We start from the raw sequence: 22,555 nt of genomic DNA on the forward strand, positions 1-22,555 counted from the left end.
GTGAATTTATGAGCCTGAATCCGAGAGACGCAGTCATTGTCGACTTCGGCCGCACCCCGATGGGCCGTTCCAAGGGCGGCATGCACCGCAACACCCGCGCCGAGACCATGTCCGCGCACCTGATCAGCAAAGTGCTGGAGCGCAGCTCCAAGGTCGACCCGGCGGAAGTCGAGGACGTGATCTGGGGCTGCGTGAACCAGACCCTGGAGCAGGGCTGGAACATCGCGCGCATGGCGTCGCTGATGACCCAGATCCCGCACACCAGCGCCGGCCAGACCGTCAGCCGCCTGTGCGGTTCGTCCATGAGCGCCCTGCACACCGCCGTGCAGGCGATCCAGACCGGCAACGGCGATGTCTTCGTCGTCGGCGGCGTGGAGCACATGGGTCACGTCGGCATGATGCACGGCGTCGATCCGAACCCGCACCTGTCGCTGTATGCGGCCAAGGCCTCGGGCATGATGGGCCTGACCGCCGAGATGCTCGGCAAGATGCACGGCATCACCCGCGAAGCCCAGGACCAGTTCGGCTACCGTTCGCACCAGATGGCGTGGAAGGCTACCCAGGAAGGCAAGTTCAAGGACGAGATCATCCCGATGGAAGGGTATGACGAGAACGGCTTCCTCAAGGTGTTCGACTTCGACGAGACCATCCGTCCGGAGACCACCCTGGAAAGCCTGGCCGAGCTGAAACCTGCGTTCAACCCGAAAGGCGGCACCGTGACTGCGGGTACCTCCTCGCAGATCACCGACGGCGCTTCCTGCATGATCGTGATGTCCGCCCAGCGCGCCCAGGACCTCGGCATCCAGCCGATGGCCGTGGTTCGTGCCATGGCCGTGGCGGGTGTCGATCCGGCGATCATGGGCTACGGCCCGGTGCCGTCCACCAAGAAGGCGCTCAAGCGCGCCGGTCTGACCATCGACGACATCGATTTCGTCGAGCTCAACGAAGCCTTCGCAGCCCAGGCCCTGCCGGTGCTGAAGGACCTCAAGCTGCTCGACAAGATGAACGAGAAGGTCAACCTGCACGGCGGCGCCATCGCCCTCGGCCACCCGTTCGGCTGCTCCGGTGCGCGCATCTCCGGCACCCTGCTGAACGTGATGAAGCAGAACGGCGGTACCCTGGGCCTATCCACCATGTGCGTGGGTCTCGGCCAGGGCATCACTACCGTCTTCGAGCGCATCTAGACAACCCTGTCTAAGCTCTCGATGCGGACCAGCCGGGGCCTTGTGCCCCGGCTTTTTCTTTACTGTCCGCTTAGCCTGTGCGAATCGGATGATCCAGAGCGCCGGGATTGCCCGGCATGTATACACCCGGCAGAATCGCCGCTTTTTTGGCAGCGGAGGCGGAACATGGAGTTGCAGACGGGACTCTATCGACACTACAAGGGGCAGCACTATCGGGTCGTCGGCGTGGCGAAACACTCCGAAACCGAGGAAACCCTGGTGATCTACCAGGCGCTGTACGGCGAATTCGGCCTCTGGGCGCGTCCCTTGCGCATGTTCATCGAGGCTGTGGAAGTGGACGGTGAGCTGGTTCCACGCTTTGCTCTGGTAAGCACGGAAGAAGACCCGCTGGGATTGACCAGGGTCGTCTCCGGGGAAGACCAAGCTTGACCTCGGTGCGAACGCCACTATATATAGCGGCGCCTTCCTCCTTTTAATTTCATCTATTCGACGCAGGAATCTTCCGATCCATGGGTAAATCGCTGGTCATCGTGGAATCACCGGCCAAGGCCAAGACCATCAACAAGTACCTGGGCAGCCAGTACGTGGTGAAGTCGAGCATCGGCCATATTCGCGACCTGCCCACCAGCGGTTCGTCGGCTAGCAAGGAGCCTGCAGCCAAGGGCCGCAAGAGCACGGCGGAAGCGCCCGCGCTGTCGCCCAAGGAGAAAGCCAAGCGCCAGCTCTTCACCCGCATGGGCGTCGACCCGGAGCATGGCTGGAAAGCCAAGTACGAGATCCTGCCCGGCAAGGAAAAGGTCATCGACGAACTGCGTCGCCTGGCCAAGGATGCCGACACCATCTATCTCGCAACCGACTTGGACCGCGAGGGGGAGGCGATCGCCTGGCACCTGCGTGAGGCCATCGGCGGCGATGACGAGCGCTACAAGCGCGTGGTGTTCAACGAAATCACCAAGAAGGCGATCCAGGAAGCCTTCTCCAGGCCCGGCGAGCTCGACATCAACCGGGTGAATGCGCAGCAGGCCCGACGCTTCCTCGACCGCGTGGTCGGCTACATGGTTTCCCCGCTGCTCTGGCAGAAGATCGCCCGCGGCCTGTCCGCCGGCCGGGTGCAGTCGGTGGCGGTGAAGCTGGTGGTCGAGCGCGAGAAGGAAATCCGCGCCTTCGTTCCGGAAGAGTACTGGGAAGTGCACGCCGATCTCGGCACGCCGAAGGGCGAAAAAACGCGCTTCGAAGTCGTCCGCGAGAAGGGCGAGGCGTTCAAGCCGCTCAACGAAGCCCAGGCCATGGCCGCCCTGGAGAAGCTCAAGGCGTCCGCCTACAGCGTCGCCAAGCGCGAGGACAAGCCGACTTCCAGCAAGCCCTCGGCCCCCTTCATCACTTCGACCCTGCAGCAGGCGGCGAGCAATCGTCTCGGCTTCGGTGTGAAGAAGACCATGATGATGGCGCAGCGTCTCTACGAGGCCGGCTACATCACCTATATGCGTACCGACTCGACCAACCTGTCGGCCGACGCCATCGACATGGTGCGCGGTTTCATCGACAGCGAGTTCGGCAAGAAATACCTGCCGGCCAAACCGAATTTCTATTCGAGCAAGGAAGGCGCCCAGGAAGCGCACGAGGCGATCCGCCCGTCCGACGTCAATCTCAAGCCGACCCAGCTGTCGGGCATGGAACGCGATGCCGAGCGCCTGTACGACCTGATCTGGCGCCAGTTCGTCGCCTGCCAGATGCCGCCGGCGGAATACCTGTCCACCACCGTCAGCGTGGCTGCTGGCGATTTCGAGCTGCGCGCCAAGGGCCGCATCCTCAAGTTCGACGGCTACACCAGGGTCCTGCCTCAGCAGAGCAAGCCGGGTGAAGACGACGTGCTGCCGGTCATGAACCAGGGCGACGCACTCAAGCTGATCAAGCTCGACCCCAGCCAGCACTTCACCAAGCCGCCGGCACGCTATTCCGAAGCCAGCCTGGTCAAGGAACTGGAAAAGCGCGGTATCGGCCGTCCGTCCACCTATGCGGCGATCATCTCGACCATCCAGGAGCGCGGCTACGTCACCACCCACAACCGGCGCTTCTATGCCGAGAAGATGGGCGACATCGTCACCGAGCGCCTCGACGAGAGCTTCTCCAACCTGATGAACTACGGCTTCACCGCCGCCATGGAAGAGCATCTGGATGATGTGGCCCAGGGCGAGCGCGACTGGAAACACCTGCTCGACGAGTTCTACGGCGACTTCAAGAAGAAGCTGGAACTGGCCGAAGGCAGCGACGCCGGAATGCGCGCGAATCAGCCGACCCTGACCGACATCCCGTGTCGCGAGTGCGGCCGGCCGATGATGATCCGTACCGCGTCCACCGGCGTGTTCCTCGGTTGCTCCGGCTATGCGCTGCCGCCGAAGGAGCGTTGCAAGGCGACCATCAACCTGATCCCTGGCGACGAGATCGCCGCAGACGACGAGGGTGAGTCGGAATCCCGCGTGCTGCGCAACAAGCACCGCTGCCCGATCTGCAGCACGGCGATGGATGCCTATCTGCTGGACGAAAAGCGCAAGCTGCACATCTGCGGCAACAACCCGGATTGCGCCGGCTACGAGATCGAGGAAGGCCAGTACCGCATCAAGGGCTATGAAGGTCCGAGCCTGGAGTGCGACAAGTGCGGCAGCGAGATGCAGCTGAAGACCGGCCGTTTCGGCAAGTTCTTCGGTTGCACCAACCCGACCTGCAAGAACACCCGCAAGCTGCTGAAGAACGGCGAGCCGGCGCCGCCGAAGATGGACGCCATCCGCATGCCCGAGCTGAAGTGCGAGAAGGTCGACGACATCTATGTGCTGCGCGACGGCGCCTCGGGCATGTTCCTCGCCGCCAGCCAGTTCCCGAAGAACCGCGAAACTCGTGCTCCGCTGGTTGGCGAACTACTGCCGCACAAGGATGAGCTGGATCCGAAGTACCACTTCCTGCTTTCCGCCCCGCAGAAGGACCCGGATGGCCGCCCGGCGGTGATCCGCTTCAGCCGCAAGACCAAGGAGCAGTACGTGCAATCCGAGGTCGACGGCAAGCCCACTGGCTGGCGTGCGTTCTACGACGGCGGCAAGTGGAAGGTCGAAGACAAGCGCTGACGCATGGCGCGCCCCGGCCATCGGGGCGCGCTTATACTGCCGAGAGAAATCCTACGAGGGCGTTGTGATGGCGCAGGAACTCTATACCCGTACCAACCAGAAGCTGTACTTCGCCGGCCTCGCCCTGGAGTCCTGGCGCAAGGCCGAGGCGGCGCGCCCAATGAATGCCCAGGCACTGGTCCAGGCGGAGCGTGAAGCGGCGCTGTTCCACCTGTATGGCGCGGTGCTGGGCATCGCCCATGAGATCGCCGGCTACTATCGCCTGCCGCAGGCGGGAGCGCCGCGTGTCGAACTGCTGCTCAACCAGGACGTGCTGGCGGCCGCGCCCAGCCCGGAACTGGCTGAACTGGTAGAGCTGGCCCAGCAGCCGGAAACCTGGCTAGGTCAGTTGCTGGCGGCTTACGGCGCGCTGTTCGTCCCTCCGAGCGAGCCGAAGAAAGCCAAGGCCGACCCCACCCAGCCGCTCATCCAGGCTGTCAGCCTGGACGAGGAAGGCCCCGAGCCGCTCGGCCATGTCGAAATGGAAGAATGGCGCAAGTCGCTGAAAGAAATGGTTTTGCGCTTCCGGTCTAGCCTGACCGAGCTCTGATGGCTGGTAGAGGCCCCGATTCGGCAATCCCACCTGGAACGAGGTGCTAGGGTCGCAGGGGAGGGGCTGTTACAATGGACGTTCTGCTTTGGAGAACGTAAGCCATGCCAACCTCATTTCTGGAAATCGTGGAACTGCCTGACGGGCGTATCGTGCTACGCCGTGCGGATGACGAAGAGGCATTGGTAACGCTGGAGTTCTCCGCCGACGCCAAGGGCTTCCTGCATGGGCAGCACATCGAGATCGCCAAGGCGATGTTCAACGTCGGTGTGCAAATGGCCGGACGCCTTGCCGAAGGTTTCGACGCCGAGCCGGAAGGCGCTCCCCGCGTCCTGCACTGATCCCTTCCTACCCCAAGCGGATATTCAGGCTTTGCGCCTGGCCCGCTACAGCCGCGCGTGACAGCTGCAGGCGTGCCGTACTGCCAGCGTTCTGCAGCCAGCTCACTACCGTGTGGCTGCGTCCAAGACGCAAGGCCTCGCAACTCAGCCGCAGGGCACTTTCCTGGTCCCTGGCCTGCAGCAGCAGGATGCGTTCGCGATTCAATCCCGCCTTGCGCAACCATTCGTGAGTCAGCGCCGTTGGCGGCGCAATCAGCGTCAACCAGCGCGGGTCCGTACCGTCGCTCAGCTCCCGCAGGATGGGGGCAAGCAGGGCCATGCACGGCCCGGGCAGGCCGCGCAGCGATAGTTCGCTGAAGGCCTGTTCCCGCTCCGGCTCCGGCGATTCGCTCGGCAGGGCGTCGCTGGTTGTCCAGAAACCTTCCTGGAACAGGGGGAGTTGCGGCAGATACAGCGGCTGTGGGTACTGCATGGCGACTCCTGTTGTCGGTCAGCGGCGGATGACGCCGACGCTGAGACCCTCGATGACCAGATCCTGTTCCTTAAGATCGACCTCGATGGGTTCGAACTCAGGATTCTCGGCAATCAGCCAGACCTTGCTGCCCTCGCGCTTGAAACGCTTCACTGTGACGTCTTCGCCCAGGCGGGCCACGACGATCTGCCCGTTGCGCGCCTCGCGAGTGACGTGTACGGCAAGCAGGTCGCCATCGAGGATGCCGACGTCCTTCATGCTCATGCCGCGTACACGCAGCAGGTAATCGGCGCGCGGGTTGAAGAATTCCGGATTGATCCGGCAGGCATCCTCGACATTCTGCTCGGCAAGGATCGGCGCACCCGCCGCAACGCGGCCGATGATGGACAGTTCGCCTTCGTTCGCTGCGTTGGGCTCGAAGCCCGGGATGCGGATGCCGCGCGATGCGCCCGGGGTCATCTCGATCGCTCCCTTGCGGGCAAGGGCCTTGAGGTGTTCCTCGGCGGCGTTGGGCGACTTGAAGCCAAGCTCCTGGGCGATTTCCGCGCGGGTCGGCGGGTAACCGTTGTCTTCCAGGCAACGCTTGATGAATGCGAGGATTTCGGTCTGGCGCGGCGTCAGCTTCAGCATGTCCCATCTCTGTTTTTTTATACAGTTGCTGGGATTATATACAGTGATCGGCTGCTGGCAACGTGGAATTTTCATTACCCGCGTCGGGTGTGTAACCCGGCGGCGGCAAAAAGCGTCTTGCTACTTGTGCTTTCGCTGATCATTGTTCATTCATCGCATGCATGATTGTCTGTCGGCAATTTCCTGGTGCTTGCTTGACAATACGTCGCCGTGAAACGTATGTTTCAAACAAGTGTTTGTTAGGCAGAGTAGCCATGGCCCAGTCAGAAACCGTCGAACGCATCCTGGACGCTGCGGAACAGTTGTTCGCGGAAAAGGGCTTCGCTGAAACGTCGCTACGACTGATCACCAGCAAGGCCGGGGTGAACCTGGCTGCGGTGAACTATCACTTCGGTTCGAAGAAGGCGCTGATCCAGGCGGTCTTCTCGCGCTTCCTCGGGCCGTTCTGCGCCAGCCTGGAAAAGGAACTGGATCGCCGCCAGAGCAAGCCTGACGCGCCTCGCGCAACCCTGGAAGAGCTGCTGGAGCTGCTGGCAACGCAGATCATGGCAGTCACTCCACGCAGCGGCAACGACCTGTCGATCTTCATGCGTCTGCTCGGCCTGGCGTTCAACCAGAGCCAGGGGCACCTGCGCAAGTACCTCGAAGAGGTCTACGGCAAGGTGTTCCGACGCTATATGGCGCAGGTTGTCCAGGCCGCGCCTGGCCTGCCGCCGCTCGAAGTGTTCTGGCGTGTGCACTTCATGCTTGGCGCGGTCGCTTTCAGCATGTCCGGGATCAAGGCGTTGCGGGCGATCGCGGAGGCCGAGTACGGGGTCAACACGTCCATCGAGCAGGTCATGCACCTGCTGGTGCCGTTCCTGGCCGGCGGAATGCGCGCCGAGAGCGGCGTGACCGATGCATCGCTGGCCAGCGCGCAATTGAAGCCGCGCAGCAAGGCCGCCGCCAAGGCCTGACAGTTCCAGGCTGGATTCGGGCCGGCGGCCGCGCTGGGCGGGCAAGGTCCGATCGGCTAAGCTAGCCGCCCATGGCCGATCTCGATTTCCTGCATATTTCCCTTTCCGATCAAATGCTTTACGGCTTCGCCGAAGGGCAGCTCGTCCTGCGGATGGCGGTTTCCACGGCGGCCAATGGCGCCGGTGAGCTGAACGGCTCGGGATGTACGCCGCGCGGCCTGCACCAGGTGCGGGCGAAGATCGGCGAAGGTCTGCCCGGTGCGGCGGTGTTGCGTGGTCGGCGCTGGACCGGGGAGGTCTGGACGCCGGAGCTGCACCAGTCTCATCCGGGGCGAGACTGGATTCTCACCCGCATCCTCTGGCTGAGCGGCTGCGAGCCGGGACGCAATCGTCTCGGGGCGGTCGATACCTTCCGCCGCTACATCTATCTGCACGGCACCCCGGATTGCGAGCCGATGGGCGTTCCCGGTTCGCACGGCTGCGTGCGCCTGCGCAACAGCGATCTGCTGGAACTCTTTCCCCGCGTGCCTCTCCATTGCCCTGTTCGAATCGAAGAAGCGGCCTGCCCCGAGTGGCGAGAGGCCGCGATCACCTAAGGAATGCATATGCAAGGTTCTCTGATGCTCGACATCGGCGGCACCTGGCTGACCGCCGAGGACCGCCAGATCCTGCGCCAGCCCGAGGTGGGCGGCCTGATCATCTTCGCCCGCAACATCGAGCATCCGCGCCAGGTGCGCGAGCTCTGCGCGGCCATTCGCGCGGTGCGCCCGGACCTGCTGCTCGCGGTGGACCAGGAAGGGGGCAGGGTGCAGCGCCTGCGCCAGGGCTTCGTGCGTCTGCCGGCGATGCGCGCCATTGCCGACAACCCCAATGCCGAGCGCCTGGCCGAACAATGCGGCTGGCTGATGGCGACCGAAGTGCTGGCGGTCGGGCTGGACCTGAGTTTCGCGCCTGTGCTCGACCTCGATCACCAGCGCAGCGCGGTGGTCGGCAGCCGTGCCTTCGAGGGCGATCCGCAGCGCGCCGCGCAACTGGCCGGCGCCTTCATCCGCGGCATGCATGCGGCGGGAATGGCAGCGACCGGCAAGCATTTCCCCGGGCATGGCTGGGCCGAGGCGGATTCCCATGTGGCGATTCCCGAGGACGAACGCAGCCTGGAGCAGATTCGCGCCAGCGACCTGGTTCCGTTTCAGCAACTGGCCGGCCAGCTCGATGCGCTGATGCCGGCGCACGTCATCTATCCCAAGGTCGACGCGAACCCGGCGGGCTTCTCACGGCGCTGGCTGCAGGAGATCCTGCGTGGCGAACTGGGTTTCGACGGCGTGATCTTCAGCGACGACCTGTCCATGGCCGGCGCCCACGTCGTCGGCGATGCCGCCAGCCGCATCGAGGCGGCGCTGTCGGCCGGCTGTGACATGGGGCTGGTGTGTAACGACCGCGACGCTGCCGAACTGGCGCTGGGCGCACTGCAGCGCCTAAAGACCAACGCTTCGCCGCGCCTGGCGCGGATGCGCGCCAAAGCCTGGCCCGGCAGTGAATACAAGCAACTGCCGCGCTGGCAGCAGGCCATGGGCGAGTTGCGCGCGGCCCAACTGATCGACTGACGACCGGCTGCGCGTCGGCATGACTGCGTTGGAAACAGGCTCGGAATACTCATTTACAGCTGTAAACTCCGTTTCCTCGCCTGTTTCCGCCTTGTCCTGCTCTAGCTCGCTCGGTCGTAGACTTTTTTTCTTGAGGATTTGCCATGACTGTCTACGCCATCATCGGCGGAACCGGCCTGACCCAGCTGGAAGGCCTGACCCTGAAAGACTCCCTGCCGCTGGACACTCCCTACGGCGCCCCGTCCGCGTCCATCCAGTGCGGCGACTATGCCGGGCGCGAGGTGCTGTTCCTCGCCCGCCACGGCCACCCGCATCGCTTCCCGCCGCACCAGGTGAATTACCGTGCCAATCTCTGGGCTCTGAAGCAGGCCGGTGCCGAAGCGGTGCTGGCGGTGAACGCCGTGGGCGGCATCCATGCGGCGATGGGCAGCGGCCACCTCTGCGTGCCGCACCAGATCATCGACTACACCTGGGGCCGCGAACACACCTACTTCGAAGGCGATATCGACCACGTCACCCATATCGACTTCAGCCATCCCTACGACGAAACCCTGCGCCAGCGCCTGATCGGCGCGCTCTGTGAGTTGGGGCTGCCGCACAGCAGCCACGGCGTGTACGCCGCGACCCAGGGGCCGCGCCTGGAGACCGTTGCGGAGATTGCCCGCCTGGAGCGCGACGGCTGCGACATCGTCGGCATGACCGGCATGCCCGAGGCAGCGCTGGCGCGCGAGCTGGAGCTGCCCTATGCCTGCCTGTCGCTGGTGGTCAACCCGGCGGCCGGCAAGTCCAGCGGCATCATCACCATGGAAGAGATCGAGCAGGCGCTGCACGAGGGCATCGGCAAGGTGCGCGACGTGCTGGCGCGTGTACTCGCTGGCTGAAGATCGCCGACGTCGAAGGCCGGGGCCGGCCTTCGACGAATTCCAGGCTCAGCCCACCTGCGCCGAGCCGCTCAGCTGTTCCTCTTCGCTCGGCTTCGGCGCCGACGACAGCAGCGCCATGATCAGCGCCGCCAGATAGGGCAGCGACTGCACCAGCAGCATGGTGACCCAGAAAATCAGGTCGCGGCTGGGCACGCCCTGCACCAGCACGATGCCCAGCGCCGCTCCCCACAGCAGCAGCATGATGAAGACTTCCTCGCGGGCCTCCGCCAGCGCCACCAGGATGCCGTGGTTGGAGGCCATCTTCGGCGTGCGGAAGAACGGGATGGTCTTGGTGAACGTGCCGTAGAGCACCGCCTTGGCGATTGTGTGCGACAGCGCCAGGCCCGCGACGGCAGCCTGGAACGAGCGCACCAGGCCGACGCCGACGGCGTGCCGGTAGAGGAACATGATCTTGCCGAACTTGAAGAAGAACAGCGCCAGGGGCGGGATGGCGAAGATCAGCAAGGGCGGATCGACCCGCTGCGGGACGATGATCATCGCCGCCGACCAGAGCAGCGCGCCGATGGTGAAGAAGATGTTCATGCCATCGGCAATCCACGGCAGCCAGCCGGCGATGAAGTGGTAGCGCTGGCCGGCCGTGAGCTTCGAATCCTTGCCGCGGAACAGGCTGCGCGCGTGCCCCTTCATGATCTGGATGGCGCCGTAGGCCCAGCGGAAGCGTTGTTTCTTGTAGTCGATGAAGGTGTCCGGCATCAGCCCGCGGCCGTAGCTCTGGTGCGAATAGGCGGCCGAGTAGCCCTTCTCGAACACGCGCAGGCCCAGCTCGGCGTCCTCGCAGATGGTCCAGTCGGCCCACTGCAGCTCGTCCATCACCGAACGGCGGATCATGGTCATGGTGCCGTGCTGGATGATCGCGTCGCGGTCGTTGCGGGTGACCATGCCGATATGGAAGAAGCCCTTGTACTCGGCGTAGCAGAGCTTCTTGAAGGCGCTTTCCTCGCCGTCGCGGTAGTCCTGCGGCGACTGCACCACGGCGATCTTCGGATCGGCGAAGTGCGGCACCATGTGCTTGAGCCAGTTGCGGTCGACGCAGTAGTCGGAGTCGATCACCGCGATGACCTCGGCGTCCGGAGCGGTGTGCGGCAGGATGTAGTTCAGCGCCCCGCCCTTGAAGCCCGCCAGCGGCGCGACGTGGAAGAAGCGGAAGCGCGGACCGAGCTGCTCGCAGTAGGCCTGCACCGGCTCCCAGACGGCCGGGTCGCGGGTGTTGTTGTCGATGATGATGACTTCGTAGTCCGGGTAATCGAGGTTGGCCAGGGCGTCGAGGGTCTGTTTGACCATCTCCGGCGGCTCGTTGTAGCAGGGCACGTGGACCGACACCTTGGGCCGGTAGTGGCTGTCTTCCAGCACCGGCTGGAACGGCCGGCGCCGCGCGCGCACCCAGACCGTCTCGGCCAGTTCGTGGGCCTCGGTGAGCAGGACGATGAACACGCCGAGGGCGCCGACGCCAAGCAGTCCGCCTACAGTCAGGCTGAACCAGGTACTGTACTGCTGGCTGTAGTCGTAGCCGATCCACACCAGCACCGAGCCGCCGACGAAGGCGACGAAGGTCAGGAAGGTGCGACCGCGCTGGCGCAGGGCGCTGCTGTCGATCAGCAGCAGGGTGAGGGCGAGGAGTGCCAGCACCGCCGAGGCGACGGCCAGCACGCGCCATTGCGGGATGGCCACCACCGGCCCTTCGAAGTTGAACTTCGGCTGCCGCGTGGCGTTGTACACGCCCCAGTAGGCGCCCACCGAGCCTTCCTCGGTGGCCTTCCACGGCTGGTCGAAGGCTTCGATGACGAAGTAGTTGTAGCCCTTGGCGTTCAGCTCATGCAGCAGGGTGCGCAGGTAGATGGCCTGGTCCGCCTGGGTGGCCTCCGCGCCGCCACGCATGCGGCCGTTGCTCGGCCAGCCGACTTCGGAGAGCAGCAGCGGCTTCTTCGGGAACTGCTTGCGCAGGTCCTTGGCGCGTTCGAGGACGAACTCGCCGGAGTCCGCCATCGGGATGAACTCCCAGTAGGGCAGCACGTGCGCGGCGATGAAGTCGACGTGCCGGGCCAGCTCCGGATGCTCCTGCCAGATATGCCATTGCTCGGAGGAACTCACCGGCACCTTCACCGCGGCACGTACCCGGTCCAGGTACTGGATCAGCCGCTCCGGGGTGACCTCGCGGCGGAACAGCGCCTCGTTGCCGACCGTCACCCGCACCACGCTGCGCGAGCCGTTGGCCAGCTCGATGGCCTTGGCGATCTCCCGCTCGTTGCGCTCCTCGTCCTTGCTGATCCAGATACCGAGGGTCACGCGCAGGCCGAATTCCTCGGCCAGCCGCGGGATGTCGGCCAGCGTGCCTTCCACCGAATAGGTGCGGATGCTCTCGGTGCGCTTGCTGACCAGCTCCAGGTCCTTGCGGATCTCCTCGGCGCTTGGGTACTGGTTCTTCTGCGGGCTCTGGTTCAGGCGGAACGGCGAGAAGGAGAAACCGGAAATCTGCTCCGGCCAGTCGGGGGCGCTGACCGGGCGGTTGATCAGGGCCCAGAAACCGGTGAAGAGCGCCGCCAGGGCGACTATCACCACCAGGTTGAGACCGAGTTTGCGTGCTGGCATAGGGGGATCGGGTTCCGCAGGGTGGAACGGGGCGGGGACCGGCGGGGCGCCGGCCGGCGCGAATCCTACTCCGCACCCCGATGACTGTATAGGCCTCGTCCGGCCGCTGGAGCGGGGCCTGGGGCGAGGCGATCGCAACGACTTAGAATGGTGGAAACGGGCGGAGTTTCGCCTGCCAGGCATCAACTTTAGCTGCATGACGGCGAGGCGCGGCGGCTTCCTATAGAATGCCGGCCGGTTTTCTGGAGGGTTCGATGATGGAGTTGGACGAACAGCGTTTCGGCGGCATCGCCCGCCTGTACGGGCGGACCGGCCTGGAACGCCTGGCGGCCAGCCATGTGGCGGTGGTCGGTATCGGCGGCGTGGGGTCCTGGGCGGCCGAGGCGCTGGCGCGCAGCGGGGTGGGCGAGATATCCCTGTTCGATCTCGACGACGTCTGCGTGACCAACACCAACCGGCAGATCCATGCCCTCGACGGCGCGGTCGGCAAGCCCAAGGTCGAGGTCATGGCCGAGCGCATCCTCGCGATCAATCCGGCCTGCCGGGTGCATGCGGTGTCGGACTTCGTCACGCGCGAAACCATGGCGGACTACATCACCACGGACCTCGACGGTGTGATCGACTGCATCGACAGCGTGGCGGCGAAGGCGGCGCTGATCGCCTGGTGCAAGCGCCGCAAGATCCTGATCATCACCACCGGCGGCGCGGGCGGGCAGGTCGACCCGACGCAGATCCAGGTGACCGACCTGAACAAGACCTTCAACGACCCGCTGGCAGCCAAGGTGCGCTCGACCCTGCGCCGCGACTACAACTTCTCGCGCACCCCGGGCCGCCACTACAGCGTGCCCTGCGTGTTCTCCACCGAACAGCTGCGCTATCCGAAGCCGGACGGCACGGTGTGCCAGGCGAAGGGTTTCGTCGGCGAAGGGGTGAAGCTGGACTGCGCCGGTGGTTTCGGCGCGGTGATGATGGTTACCGCAACCTTCGGCATGGCTGCGGCGGCGCGGGCGGTGGACAAGCTGGTGGCTGGAGCGCGGCGGCCGTCGGAGCGTCGCGTAGGTCCAGCGTAGGAGCATGCCATGCGTGCGATGTTTTTCGCGGGCATGGCCCGCTCCTACGGGTTGCAATACCTACCGTAGGTTGGTGCTGAGCAACGCGAAGCCCAACGTCGCCATTGTTGGGCTTCACTGCGTTCAGTCCGGTAGGGTGGAAAACCGCGAAGCGTTTTCCACGCGGTCATCAGGACGGTGGGCAGGCAAGGCGTTGTCCACTCCACCTCCAGGGCGGGAGTAGGGCGGGTGAAACCCGCCGCATCGTGGGTTTGCAAAGAAGTGGCGGGTTGCACCCGCCCTACGCAGTCAATTCCCGCATCCGCTTGAGCACGGAATTCAGCCCGTTGCTGCGCGAAGGGGACAGCTGGCGTCCCAGCCCGAGCTGGTTGAACCAGTCGGGCAGGTCGATCTCCGCCAGTTCTTCGCCGTGCAGCCCGTCGACGCGCGCCAGGAGTACCGCCAGCAGGCCGCGCAGCAGGCGGGCGTCGCTGGTGGCGCGGAAGTGCCAGTGGCCGTCGCGTTGTTCCGCCAGCAGCCAGACCAGGCTTTCGCAGCCGTGCACGCGGTTCCCGTCGTTGCGCTCGTCGTCGCTCAGCGGCTCCAGCCGTTCGCCCCATTGCATCAGCAGGCGCGCGCGCTGCTCCCAGCCGGATTCGCTGGAGAACGCCTGCAGCGCCATTTCCGCGGCGGCCGGCAGGCTCATCGCAGCAGCTCCAGGGCGCGATCCAGCGCGGTGAAGAAGCGTTCGAGGTCGCTGGAGTCGTTGTACAGCCCGAGGGAGGCCCGTACGGCGCCGCTGATGCCGAGGGTCTTCAGCAGCGGCATGGCGCAGTGGTGGCCGGCGCGCACGGCGACGCCCTGTTCGGTGAGCAGGTGGGCGAGGTCGGCGCTGTGCACGCCTTCCACGGTGAAACTGGCCAGGGCGGCCTTCGGTTCGCCGAGGATGCGCACACCGTCGCGGGCCTCCAGGCCGGCGAGCAGGCTGGTGTGGAGGATATCTTCGTGGGCGGCGGTTTCAGCGCTATCCAGGCCCTCCAGCCAGTCGAGGCTGGCACCCAGACCGATCACTGCTCCGATGGCCGGCGTGCCGGCCTCGAAGCCCATCGGCGCGCCGTGGAACTCCGCCGACTGGTAGTCGGCCAGACGCACCATCTCGCCGCCGAACTGCCAGTGTTGCAGCAGTTCGAGCGCCTGCGGCCGGCCCCAGAGCACGCCGAGGCCGTCCGGCCCGTAGAGCTTGTGGCTGGAGAAGACGTAGAAGTCGCAGCCCAGCGCCGACAGGTTGTGCCGGCCGTGGACCACGCCCTGGGCGCCATCCACCACAGTCAGTGCGCCCTGCGCACGGGCCAGTGCGAGCAACTCTGGTAGCGGCTGCCAGGTGCCGAGGACGTTGGACAGCTGGCTGATCGCGAGCAGGCGGGTGCGCGGCCCGATCAGTCGGTTGGCGGCGTCGAGATCGACGATGCCGCGGCTGTCCAGCGGCAGCACTACCAGCTCCAGGCCGCGGCGCTGCGCCAGGCGCTGCCAGGGCAGCAAGTTGGCGTGGTGTTCGAGGGCGCTGATGACGATCTGGTCGCCGGCCCTGAACTGCGCTTCCAGGCCATAGGCTAGCAGGTTGATCGCCTCGGTGGCGCCGTGGGTGAAGACGATCTGCGCCGGGCTGCCGCCGTTCAGCCAGTGGGCCAGCTTGCTGCGGGTCGCCTCGAAGGCGCGTGTGGCGCGCTCGCCGGGCAGGTGCTGGGCGCGATGCACGTTGGCCGCGCCGCTGCTGTAGTAGCTGGCGAGGGCGTCGATCAGGGCCTGCGGCTTCTGCGCCGTGGCGGCGCTGTCGAGGTAGGTCTGGCCTTCGGCATCGAAAGCGGCGAGGGCGGGGAAGGCGGAGCGCCAGGGCGAGGGAATGGACATGGGCATGCGGCCGACAGGAAATGGAAAACGGGGGCCGTAGCCCCCGCTTTACAGCTTAGAACCAGTCCACCGAGGTGCATTGAGCAACCGACGATGGACCGCGCTGGCTCAGTTGTTCGCGTGCAGCGCTTCGTTCAGTTCGACGGCGGTCTTGTTGGTCTTGCACTCGACCGCGCCGGTCTGCGAGTTGCGGCGGAACAGCAGGTCCGGTTGGCCAGCCAGATCGCGGCCCTTGACCACCTTCACCAGGTTGTTCTGGTCGTCGAGCACGGCGATCTTGGTGCCGGCGGTGACGTACAGGCCGGCCTCGACGATGTTGCGGTCGCCCAGCGGGATGCCGATGCCGGCGTTGGCGCCGATCAGGCAGCCTTCGCCGACGCTGATGACGATGTTGCCGCCGCCGGACAGGGTGCCCATGGTCGAGCAGCCGCCGCCGAGGTCGGAGCCCTTGCCGACGAAGACGCCAGCGGAGACGCGGCCTTCGATCATGCCCGGGCCGGCGGTGCCGGCGTTGAAGTTGACGAAGCCCTCGTGCATCACGGTGGTGCCTTCACCGATGTAGGCGCCCAGGCGCACACGGGCGGTATCGGCGATTCGCACGCCGGCCGGCACCACGTAGTCGGTCATTTTCGGGAACTTGTCCACCGAGAAGACTTCCAGCAGTTGGCCTTTCAGGCGCGCTTCCAGCTGCAGCTCGGCCAGTTCGGCGAGGTCGACGGCGCCGTGGTTGGTCCAGGCGACATTCGGCAGCAGGGGGAAGATGCCGGCGAGGTTCTGACCGTGCGGCTTGACCAGGCGGTGGGAGAGCAGGTGCAGCTTGAGGTAGGCCTCGGGAGTGGAGGTCAGTGCGGCGTCTTCGGCGAGCAGGGTGGCGACCAGCGGCTTCTGGCTTTCCGCCAGGCGGTTGAGCAGGGCGGCCTGGGCGGCATCGATGCTTTTCAGCGCGTCGGCCAACTGGTAGGCCTGCTGGGTGCTGAAGGTGATCGCCTGGTTGCCGCCTTCATAGCCGAGCAGCGGGGTGATGGTGGCGACCAGTTCGGCGGCCGGGTTCAGCAGCGGCTGCGCGTAGAAGACTTCCAGCCAGGCGCCCTGGCGGTTCTGGGTGCCGACGCCGAAGGCCAGGCTGTACAGGGATTTGGACATGTGGGTTCCTCGAATAAGTGAAAAGGTCAGGCCGGACGGCGGCCGGGCCCGGCAACGCTGGCGCGCGTGAGGCCGAAGCGGGCGGGGACGAATAGTGCCCAGGCGATGCTCACGGGATTTCCTCAGCCCATCGCCACGGCGTAGGCGTCGGGCTTGAAGCCGACCAGGGTGCGGTCGCCCATGTCGAGCACCGGACGCTTGATCATCGACGGCTGGGCGAGCATCAGGTCGATGGCCTTGCTCTCGTCAAGATCGGTCTTCTGTGCGTCGTCGAGCTTGCGGAAGGTGGTGCCGGCGCGGTTCAGCACGGTTTCCCAGCCATGCTCGCGGCACCACTGCTGCAGGTGCTCGCGGTCGATGCCGCTGGCCTTGTAGTCATGGAACGCATATTCGACGCCATGTTCTTCCAGCCAACTGCGGGCTTTCTTCATGGTGTCGCAGGCTTTTATCCCGTAGATCGTGTAAGTCATTGTCTTCCCGGAGGTTCTGGGTTCAGCGGAAGGCTTTCCAATGTGTACCGGATTGGCAGTCGGCGGATTATGCCACGTCGCGCCGGCCGACGATGCGCCAATCCCCGTCGTGGGCCCGGTTGCAGGATGCTTCTGTCGGTTCGCAGTCCTGCCCCGGATTTCGCGCAATTACAACTCGCTGAAATCAAAGAGAAATATTGTTGTCCTAGAGTGCCTGCAATTTTTCAGGAGAGTCCCGACGTGTACCGCAGAACGAGAAACCTTCGCAAGACGCTGGATTCGGTGGCCGCCAGCAACGAGGCTGCGGCGATCGAGGCGATGCGGGCGGTGGATCAGCTCAAGGATGAACTGTTGCGGCAGAGGCTGCTCAAGGCGATCCATGAGCTCAACCAGGGGGCGGCTGAGCTGCGGATGGTCCGTGATGAGCTGCCTGGACAGGCGATCAGGCTGGCCTGATCGCCCGGCAGGGCGGGTGCAACCCGCCATGGCGCCGCTGGGCTGGCGGGTTGCACCCGCCCTACGTGTTGAGCGTCAGAGTGCCTGGATGAAGCGGCGGATGCGTTCCGCCGCCTCGACGCACTCGGCCAGCGGTGCGACCAGGGCCATGCGTACGCGGTTGGCGCCCGGGTTCTCGCCGTTCACTTCGCGCGACAGGTAGGAGCCCGGCACCACGGTGACGTGCTGGCGGGCGAACAGCTCGCGGGTGAACTCGGTGTCGGAGATCGGCGTCTTCGGCCACAGGTAGAAGCTGCCATCCGGGCGCTGCACATCGAGCACGCCGCCGAGGATTTCCAGCACCGCGTCGAACTTCTCGCGATACAGGGCACGGTTGGCGCGCACGTGGATCTCGTCGTTCCACGCCGCCACGCTGGCCAGTTGAGTCTGCACGGGCATGGCGCAGCCATGGTAGGTGCGGTAGAGGAGGAATTTCTTCAGCACCTCGGCATCGCCGGCAACGAAGCCGGAGCGCAGGCCCGGCAGGTTGGAACGCTTGGACAGGCTGTGGAACACCACGCAGCGCTTGAAGTCCGAGCGGCCCAGCTCGGCGCATGCGGTGAGCAGGCCGGCCGGCGGGTTCTGCTCGTCGAAGTACAGCTCGCTGTAGCACTCGTCTGCGGCGATCACGAAATCATGCTCGTCGGCCAGGGCGATCAGCTTCTTCAGGGTTTCCAGCGGCACCAGCGCGCCGGTGGGGTTGCCCGGCGAGCAGAGGAAGAGAATCTGGCAGCGTGCCCAGACATCCGCCGGAACGGCGTCGAAGTCCGGGTTGAAGCCGTTCTCTTCGCGGCACGGCAGGTAGTGCGGCTGCGCGCCGGCGAGCAGGGCTGCGCCCTCGTAGATCTGGTAGAACGGATTGGGGCTGACCACCAGGCCGTCCGCATCGCGCTCGACCACCGCCTGGGTGAAGGAGAACAGCGCCTCACGGGTGCCGTTCACCGGCAGCACGTGGCGCGCGGCGTCCAGCCAGCCGGCCGGGACCTTGAAGCGGTTTTCGCACCATTTGGCGATGGCTTCGCGCAGTGCCGGGATGCCCTGGGTGGTGGGGTAGACGGCAAGCTGGTCGAGGTTGGCGGCCAGCGCCTCGGCGACGAAGGCCGGCGAACGGTGCTTGGGCTCGCCGATGGACAGCGCGATCGGCTTCAGCTCCTCCGGCGGTTGGGCACCGGCCAGCAGGGCACGGAGCTTTTCGAAGGGGTAGGGCTGGAGCAGGTCGAGGGCGTGGTTCATGCGGTGGCTCTCTCAGATGCTGATGCGTACTGGCACGGTCTCCTGACCGTTGGCCTGTGACAGTTGTTCGACCAGCGCGGTCTGCAGGCGCTGGCACAGTTCCGGGTCGGAAAGCGGCTGGTGCTGGGCGTCGGTGAGGAAGAACACGTCTTCCACGCGCTCGCCGAGGGTGGCGATCTTGGCGTTCTGCACCGACAGGTCGAAGTCGAGGAAGATCCCGCCGATGCGCGCCAGCAGTCCCGGCCGGTCGGGGGCGATCAGTTCCAGCACGCTGACCTGGCGCGTCGCGTCGGTGGAGATGGTCACCTGCGGCGCGAAGGCGAAATGCTTGAGCTGGCGCGGCACGCGGCGCTGGATGATGGTCGGGTAGTCGTCCGGGTTCTTCAGCGCGTCGACCAGGCCCTGGCGGATTTCCGCGATCCGTTGGGGATCGTCGCCGATCGAGCCGCCATCGGCATCGAGCACTATGTAGGTGTCGAGGGTGAACTGGCTGGTCGAGGTGATGATCCGCGCGTCCTGGATGCTCAGGTTGAGCTGGTCCATCGCCGCCACGGTCACGGCGAAGAAGTCGTGCTGGTCGGCGGCATAGATGAAGATCTGCGTGCCGCCCTCGAATTCGCGCTGGGTGGTTTCCTTGATCAGCACCAGCGGGCTGCCGTCGTGGGGGTGCTGGAGGATCGCCTCGGTGTGCCAGGCCACGTCGCTGGCGGTATGGCGCAGGAAGTAGTCGTCGCCGAGCTGGTTCCACAGTTGCTCGGCGTCGTCCTGGTCGATGCCGTTGCGCACCAGGATGTCGATGGCGGCGCTCTGTGTCTGGCGGATCTGCTCCTCACGGTCCACCGGGTTTTCCAGGCCGCGGCGCAGGGCGCGCTTGGTCTCGGTGTAGAGCTGGCGCAGCAGGCTGGCGCGCCAGGAGTTCCACAGGCTCGGGTTGGTGGCGTTGATATCGGCCACGGTGAGCACGTAGAGGTAGTCCAGGCGGGTCTGGTCGCCGGCCAGTTGGGCGAAGTCGAAGATCACCTGCGGGTCGGAGAGGTCCTTGCGTTGCGCGGTGGTGGACATGACCAGGTGGTTCTTCACCAGCCAGCCGATCAGGTGGGTATCCCACTGCGGCAGCTTGTGCAGCTGGCAGAAGCGCTCGGCGTCGTCCGCGCCCAGTTCGGAATGGTCGCCGCCGCGGCCCTTGGCGATGTCGTGGTAGAGACCGGCGAGGTAGATCAGCTCCGGCTTGGGCAGGCGCTCCATGATCTTGCTGGCCAGCGGGTATTTCTCGGCCATGTCCGGGCGCCGCAGCTTGCGCAGGTGCTTGATCAGGTTGAGGGTGTGCGCGTCCACCGTATAGATGTGGAACAGGTCGTGCTGCATCTGCCCGACGATCTGGCCGAACTCCGGCAGGTACAGGCCGAGGATGCCGTAGCGGTTCATCCGCCGCAGGTTGCGGTGGATGCCTTCCTTGCACTTGAACAGCTCGATGAACAGGCTGGTGTTGCGGATATCGTGGCGGAAGTCGTCGTCGATCAGGTGGCGGCTGTCGCGCAGCAGGCGGATGGTGTCGGTGCGTACGCCCTTGATCATCGGGTTCTGCGCCAGCAGTACGAAGATTTCCATGAGCGCGAACGGTGTGCGCTTGAACACGTTCGGGTGGGTGACTTCGAGATAGCCGTCGCGCAGCTGGAAGCGGGTGTTCAGCGGCTGGATCTGGCCACCCTCGCCGGCGCGCAGGATCACTTCTTCGAAGTGCTGCATGATCAGGTCGTTCAGCTCGGAGATCGCCATCACCGCGCGGTAGTACTTCTGCATGAACAGCTCGACCGCCAGCTTGGCGTTGTTGCCTTCGTAGCCGAGCAGGCTGGCGATGCGCCGCTGGTGGTCGAACAGCAGGCGGTCCTCTGCGCGTCCGGCGAGCATGTGCAGGGCGTAGCGGACTTTCCAGAGGAACTCCTGGCAGGACGCCAGGGCGCTGCATTCGCTTTCCACCAGGAAGCCTTCCTTGACCAGCGCGTGCAGGTTGAGGCTGCCGAAATGCCGGCGGGCGACCCAGAGCAGGGTCTGCAGGTCGCGCAGGCCGCCGGGAGAACCCTTGATGTTGGGCTCCAGGTTGTACTCGGTGTCGTTGTACTTGGCGTGACGGTGGATCTGTTCCTTGCGCTTGGCCAGGTAGAACTGCCCGCTCGGCCACATGTGCTTGGTGCTGGTGGTTTCGAGCATGCGCTGGCGCAGGCTGTCCGGGCCGGAGATGGTCCGGCATTCCATCAGGTTGGTGACCACCGTGAGGTCGGCCTGCGCCTCTTCCGCACACTGGTTGACCGAGCGCACGCTCTGGCCGACTTCCAGGCCGATGTCCCAGAGCAGGGTGAGGAAGCCTTCGATCGGGTCGCGGAAAGTCTCCTGGTCCTCGCTGTCGAGCAGGACCAGGATGTCGATGTCGGAATGCGGGTGCAGTTCGCCGCGGCCGTAGCCGCCGACGGCGACCAGGGCGATGTCGGCGTCGTCGCCCCAGTCGAAGCGCTGCCAGGCCTGCTGCAGGATCTGGTCGACGAACCAGGCGCGGTCCTCGATCAGGCGGCGGATGTCGCGACCGCCGAGGAAGCGGGCGTTGAGCACCTCATCGGCCTGGCGAATGGCCTTCTTGAAGGCAGCGATGGGGCTGGACTTGAGGGCCAGTTCCGCCTGGAACTGCCCACGGTCGAACAATTCGGGATCCACCTGGGGCATGGCGGCCTTCCTGTTAGCTGGGGGGAGGAGGGCAGGGGCAAGCTGCGTTCCCGGAGAGATATCCGGGCGCAGCGCCGGGCCGGGCTTTCTACGTTCTACCCAGCCTTCGGCGAGATTGCAAACGAGCGGTGTGCGCCCCGGTCAGGCCGGGGTGCGCGGGAAGCTCTCGTCGTTGCGCAGGGTGAGGATCTCGTAGCCGTCGGCGGTGACCAGAACGGTGTGTTCCCACTGCGCGGACAGCTTGCGGTCCTTGGTGATGGCGGTCCAGCCATCGCCCAGCAGGCGGGTTTCCGGGCGGCCCTGGTTGATCATCGGCTCGATGGTGAAGGTCATGCCTTCCTTCAGTTCCATGCCGGTGCCGGCGCGGCCGTAGTGCAGCACCTGCGGTTCCTCGTGGAAGACCTTGCCGATGCCGTGCCCGCAATATTCGCGAACGACGGAGAAACCGTTCTTTTCCGCATGTTTCTGGATCACTTCGCCGATATCGCCGAGGCGCGCGCCCGGGCGTACCAGGGAAATGCCCTTGTACATGCACTCCTGGGTGATCTGGCAGAGGCGGTCGGCCCATTCCGGCGCCTTGCCGACCAGGAACATCTTGCTGGTGTCACCGTGGTAGCCGTCCTTGATCACCGTGACGTCGATATTGATGATGTCGCCATCCTTCAACGGCTTGTCGTTGGGGATGCCGTGGCAGACGACGTGGTTGATCGAGGTGCAGATCGACTTCGGGAAACCCTTGTAGTTCAGCGGCGCGGGAATGGCCTTCTGCACGTCGACGATGTAGTCGTGGCAGATGCGGTCCAGTTCGTCGGTGGTGACGCCGGGTTTGACGTGTTCGCCGATCATTTCCAGCACTTCGGCGGCCAGGCGGCCGGCGATGCGCATTTTCTCGATATCTTCAGGCGTCTTGATGGTGACGGTCATGGGAGCTCTCGGACGCAGGCGGAAAAGCCATCATCTTAACAGCTTCGGACGGCAAGCCATAAGTCGCAGGAGTGCGGCTTGCGCTCTGCCGCTTGTAGCCTGAGGCGGCTTTCTGTGGTATAAAGCGCCCCGCTTCGAAGGCAGTGCCCTTTCGAGGCGTAAACCCACACATGCATCGACACGGTGGCCTGGGTGC

Annotated in this window: 21 protein-coding genes; 11 read left to right on the forward strand and 10 right to left on the reverse strand. The window is 65.2% G+C overall.

Annotated elements, in window-relative coordinates; all coding sequences use genetic code 11:
* The first annotated feature begins 8 nt into the window (after nt 1-8).
* The 5 genes from fadA to JFY56_RS15385 all read left to right on the forward strand — a co-directional run bounded on the left by fadA (nt 9) and on the right by JFY56_RS15385 (nt 5,230).
* Complete coding sequence (gene fadA / locus JFY56_RS15365) at nt 9-1,184, forward strand: acetyl-CoA C-acyltransferase FadA (RefSeq protein WP_208314703.1); 1,176 nt, start codon at nt 9-11, stop codon at nt 1,182-1,184.
* A gap of 165 nt (nt 1,185-1,349) precedes the next feature.
* The gene (locus tag JFY56_RS15370; RefSeq protein ID WP_208314704.1) at nt 1,350-1,613 is read left to right on the forward strand and encodes a DUF1653 domain-containing protein; all 264 of its coding nucleotides are present in this window, start codon (nt 1,350-1,352) and stop codon (nt 1,611-1,613) included.
* An 80-nt stretch (nt 1,614-1,693) separates the two neighbouring features.
* Entirely contained in the window at nt 1,694-4,300 is a 2,607-nt protein-coding gene (gene topA, locus JFY56_RS15375) for a type I DNA topoisomerase (RefSeq protein ID WP_208314705.1), read from the forward strand.
* Nucleotides 4,301-4,367: 67 nt separating this feature from the next.
* On the forward strand, nt 4,368-4,889 hold the full coding sequence (locus JFY56_RS15380; RefSeq protein ID WP_208314706.1) for a DUF6586 family protein: 522 nt from the start codon (nt 4,368-4,370) through the stop codon (nt 4,887-4,889).
* Nucleotides 4,890-4,993: 104 nt separating this feature from the next.
* Complete coding sequence (locus JFY56_RS15385; protein WP_208314707.1) at nt 4,994-5,230, forward strand: hypothetical protein; 237 nt, start codon at nt 4,994-4,996, stop codon at nt 5,228-5,230.
* A gap of 7 nt (nt 5,231-5,237) precedes the next feature.
* Here JFY56_RS15385 and sulA read toward each other — a convergent pair whose 3' ends face one another.
* Together sulA and lexA are read right to left on the reverse strand one after the other, a co-directional pair.
* The gene (gene sulA, locus JFY56_RS15390) at nt 5,238-5,702 is read right to left on the reverse strand and encodes an SOS-induced cell division inhibitor SulA (RefSeq protein ID WP_208314708.1); all 465 of its coding nucleotides are present in this window, start codon (nt 5,700-5,702) and stop codon (nt 5,238-5,240) included.
* Between the two features lie 18 nt (nt 5,703-5,720).
* Nucleotides 5,721-6,332, reverse strand: a complete 612-nt coding sequence (lexA, locus tag JFY56_RS15395; RefSeq protein ID WP_208314709.1) for a transcriptional repressor LexA — start codon at nt 6,330-6,332, stop codon at nt 5,721-5,723.
* Nucleotides 6,333-6,586: 254 nt separating this feature from the next.
* Between lexA and JFY56_RS15400 the strand changes: the two genes are divergently transcribed.
* From JFY56_RS15400 to JFY56_RS15415, 4 genes are all read left to right on the forward strand, one after another.
* Nucleotides 6,587-7,288: a TetR/AcrR family transcriptional regulator gene (locus tag JFY56_RS15400; protein ID WP_208314710.1), complete on the forward strand. Its 702-nt coding sequence runs from the start codon at nt 6,587-6,589 to the stop codon at nt 7,286-7,288.
* Nucleotides 7,289-7,359: 71 nt separating this feature from the next.
* The gene (locus JFY56_RS15405; protein ID WP_208314711.1) at nt 7,360-7,884 is read left to right on the forward strand and encodes a L,D-transpeptidase; all 525 of its coding nucleotides are present in this window, start codon (nt 7,360-7,362) and stop codon (nt 7,882-7,884) included.
* A gap of 9 nt (nt 7,885-7,893) precedes the next feature.
* Nucleotides 7,894-8,892, forward strand: coding sequence for a beta-N-acetylhexosaminidase (nagZ, locus tag JFY56_RS15410; protein WP_208314712.1), 999 nt, complete (start codon nt 7,894-7,896; stop codon nt 8,890-8,892).
* A 143-nt stretch (nt 8,893-9,035) separates the two neighbouring features.
* The gene (locus tag JFY56_RS15415) at nt 9,036-9,773 is read left to right on the forward strand and encodes an S-methyl-5'-thioinosine phosphorylase (protein ID WP_208314713.1); all 738 of its coding nucleotides are present in this window, start codon (nt 9,036-9,038) and stop codon (nt 9,771-9,773) included.
* 48 nt (nt 9,774-9,821) lie between these two features.
* Here the strand turns inward: JFY56_RS15415 and JFY56_RS15420 are convergent, their stop codons facing one another.
* A complete protein-coding gene (locus JFY56_RS15420) occupies nt 9,822-12,422 on the reverse strand; it encodes a glycosyltransferase (protein WP_208314714.1) in 2,601 nt (866 codons plus the stop codon).
* A 257-nt stretch (nt 12,423-12,679) separates the two neighbouring features.
* Here JFY56_RS15420 and tcdA point away from each other — a divergent pair, with 257 nt between their 5' ends.
* Nucleotides 12,680-13,492, forward strand: a complete 813-nt coding sequence (tcdA, locus tag JFY56_RS15425) for a tRNA cyclic N6-threonylcarbamoyladenosine(37) synthase TcdA (RefSeq protein WP_208314758.1) — start codon at nt 12,680-12,682, stop codon at nt 13,490-13,492.
* A gap of 280 nt (nt 13,493-13,772) precedes the next feature.
* On the opposite strand, the gene JFY56_RS15430 is transcribed toward tcdA, so the two are convergent.
* The 4 genes from JFY56_RS15430 to JFY56_RS15445 form a co-directional block, all read right to left on the reverse strand.
* Nucleotides 13,773-14,177, reverse strand: a complete 405-nt coding sequence (locus JFY56_RS15430) for a SufE family protein (protein WP_208314715.1) — start codon at nt 14,175-14,177, stop codon at nt 13,773-13,775.
* Nucleotides 14,174-15,379, reverse strand: a complete 1,206-nt coding sequence (locus JFY56_RS15435; RefSeq protein WP_208314716.1) for an aminotransferase class V-fold PLP-dependent enzyme — start codon at nt 15,377-15,379, stop codon at nt 14,174-14,176. Before JFY56_RS15435 ends, JFY56_RS15430 begins: the two co-directional genes overlap by 4 nt.
* A gap of 108 nt (nt 15,380-15,487) precedes the next feature.
* On the reverse strand, nt 15,488-16,522 hold the full coding sequence (gene dapD / locus JFY56_RS15440) for a 2,3,4,5-tetrahydropyridine-2,6-dicarboxylate N-succinyltransferase (RefSeq protein WP_208314717.1): 1,035 nt from the start codon (nt 16,520-16,522) through the stop codon (nt 15,488-15,490).
* 122 nt (nt 16,523-16,644) lie between these two features.
* The gene (locus JFY56_RS15445; protein ID WP_208314718.1) at nt 16,645-16,992 is read right to left on the reverse strand and encodes an ArsC family reductase; all 348 of its coding nucleotides are present in this window, start codon (nt 16,990-16,992) and stop codon (nt 16,645-16,647) included.
* Between the two features lie 240 nt (nt 16,993-17,232).
* Between JFY56_RS15445 and JFY56_RS15450 the strand changes: the two genes are divergently transcribed.
* A complete protein-coding gene (locus tag JFY56_RS15450; protein ID WP_208314759.1) occupies nt 17,233-17,448 on the forward strand; it encodes a hypothetical protein in 216 nt (71 codons plus the stop codon).
* Nucleotides 17,449-17,523: 75 nt separating this feature from the next.
* On the opposite strand, the gene dapC is transcribed toward JFY56_RS15450, so the two are convergent.
* The 3 genes from dapC to map all read right to left on the reverse strand — a co-directional run bounded on the left by dapC (nt 17,524) and on the right by map (nt 22,359).
* Nucleotides 17,524-18,720 (reverse strand): succinyldiaminopimelate transaminase, encoded by a 1,197-nt coding sequence (dapC, locus tag JFY56_RS15455; RefSeq protein WP_208314719.1) that lies wholly within the window; start codon nt 18,718-18,720, stop codon nt 17,524-17,526.
* 12 nt (nt 18,721-18,732) lie between these two features.
* Entirely contained in the window at nt 18,733-21,435 is a 2,703-nt protein-coding gene (locus JFY56_RS15460; protein ID WP_208314720.1) for a [protein-PII] uridylyltransferase, read from the reverse strand.
* Between the two features lie 141 nt (nt 21,436-21,576).
* The gene (gene map / locus JFY56_RS15465) at nt 21,577-22,359 is read right to left on the reverse strand and encodes a type I methionyl aminopeptidase (RefSeq protein ID WP_208314721.1); all 783 of its coding nucleotides are present in this window, start codon (nt 22,357-22,359) and stop codon (nt 21,577-21,579) included.
* Nucleotides 22,360-22,555: the final 196 nt, after the last annotated feature.

This window comes from Pseudomonas schmalbachii, assembly GCF_017589465.1.
In the GTDB taxonomy this organism is placed as follows: domain Bacteria; phylum Pseudomonadota; class Gammaproteobacteria; order Pseudomonadales; family Pseudomonadaceae; genus Pseudomonas; species Pseudomonas schmalbachii.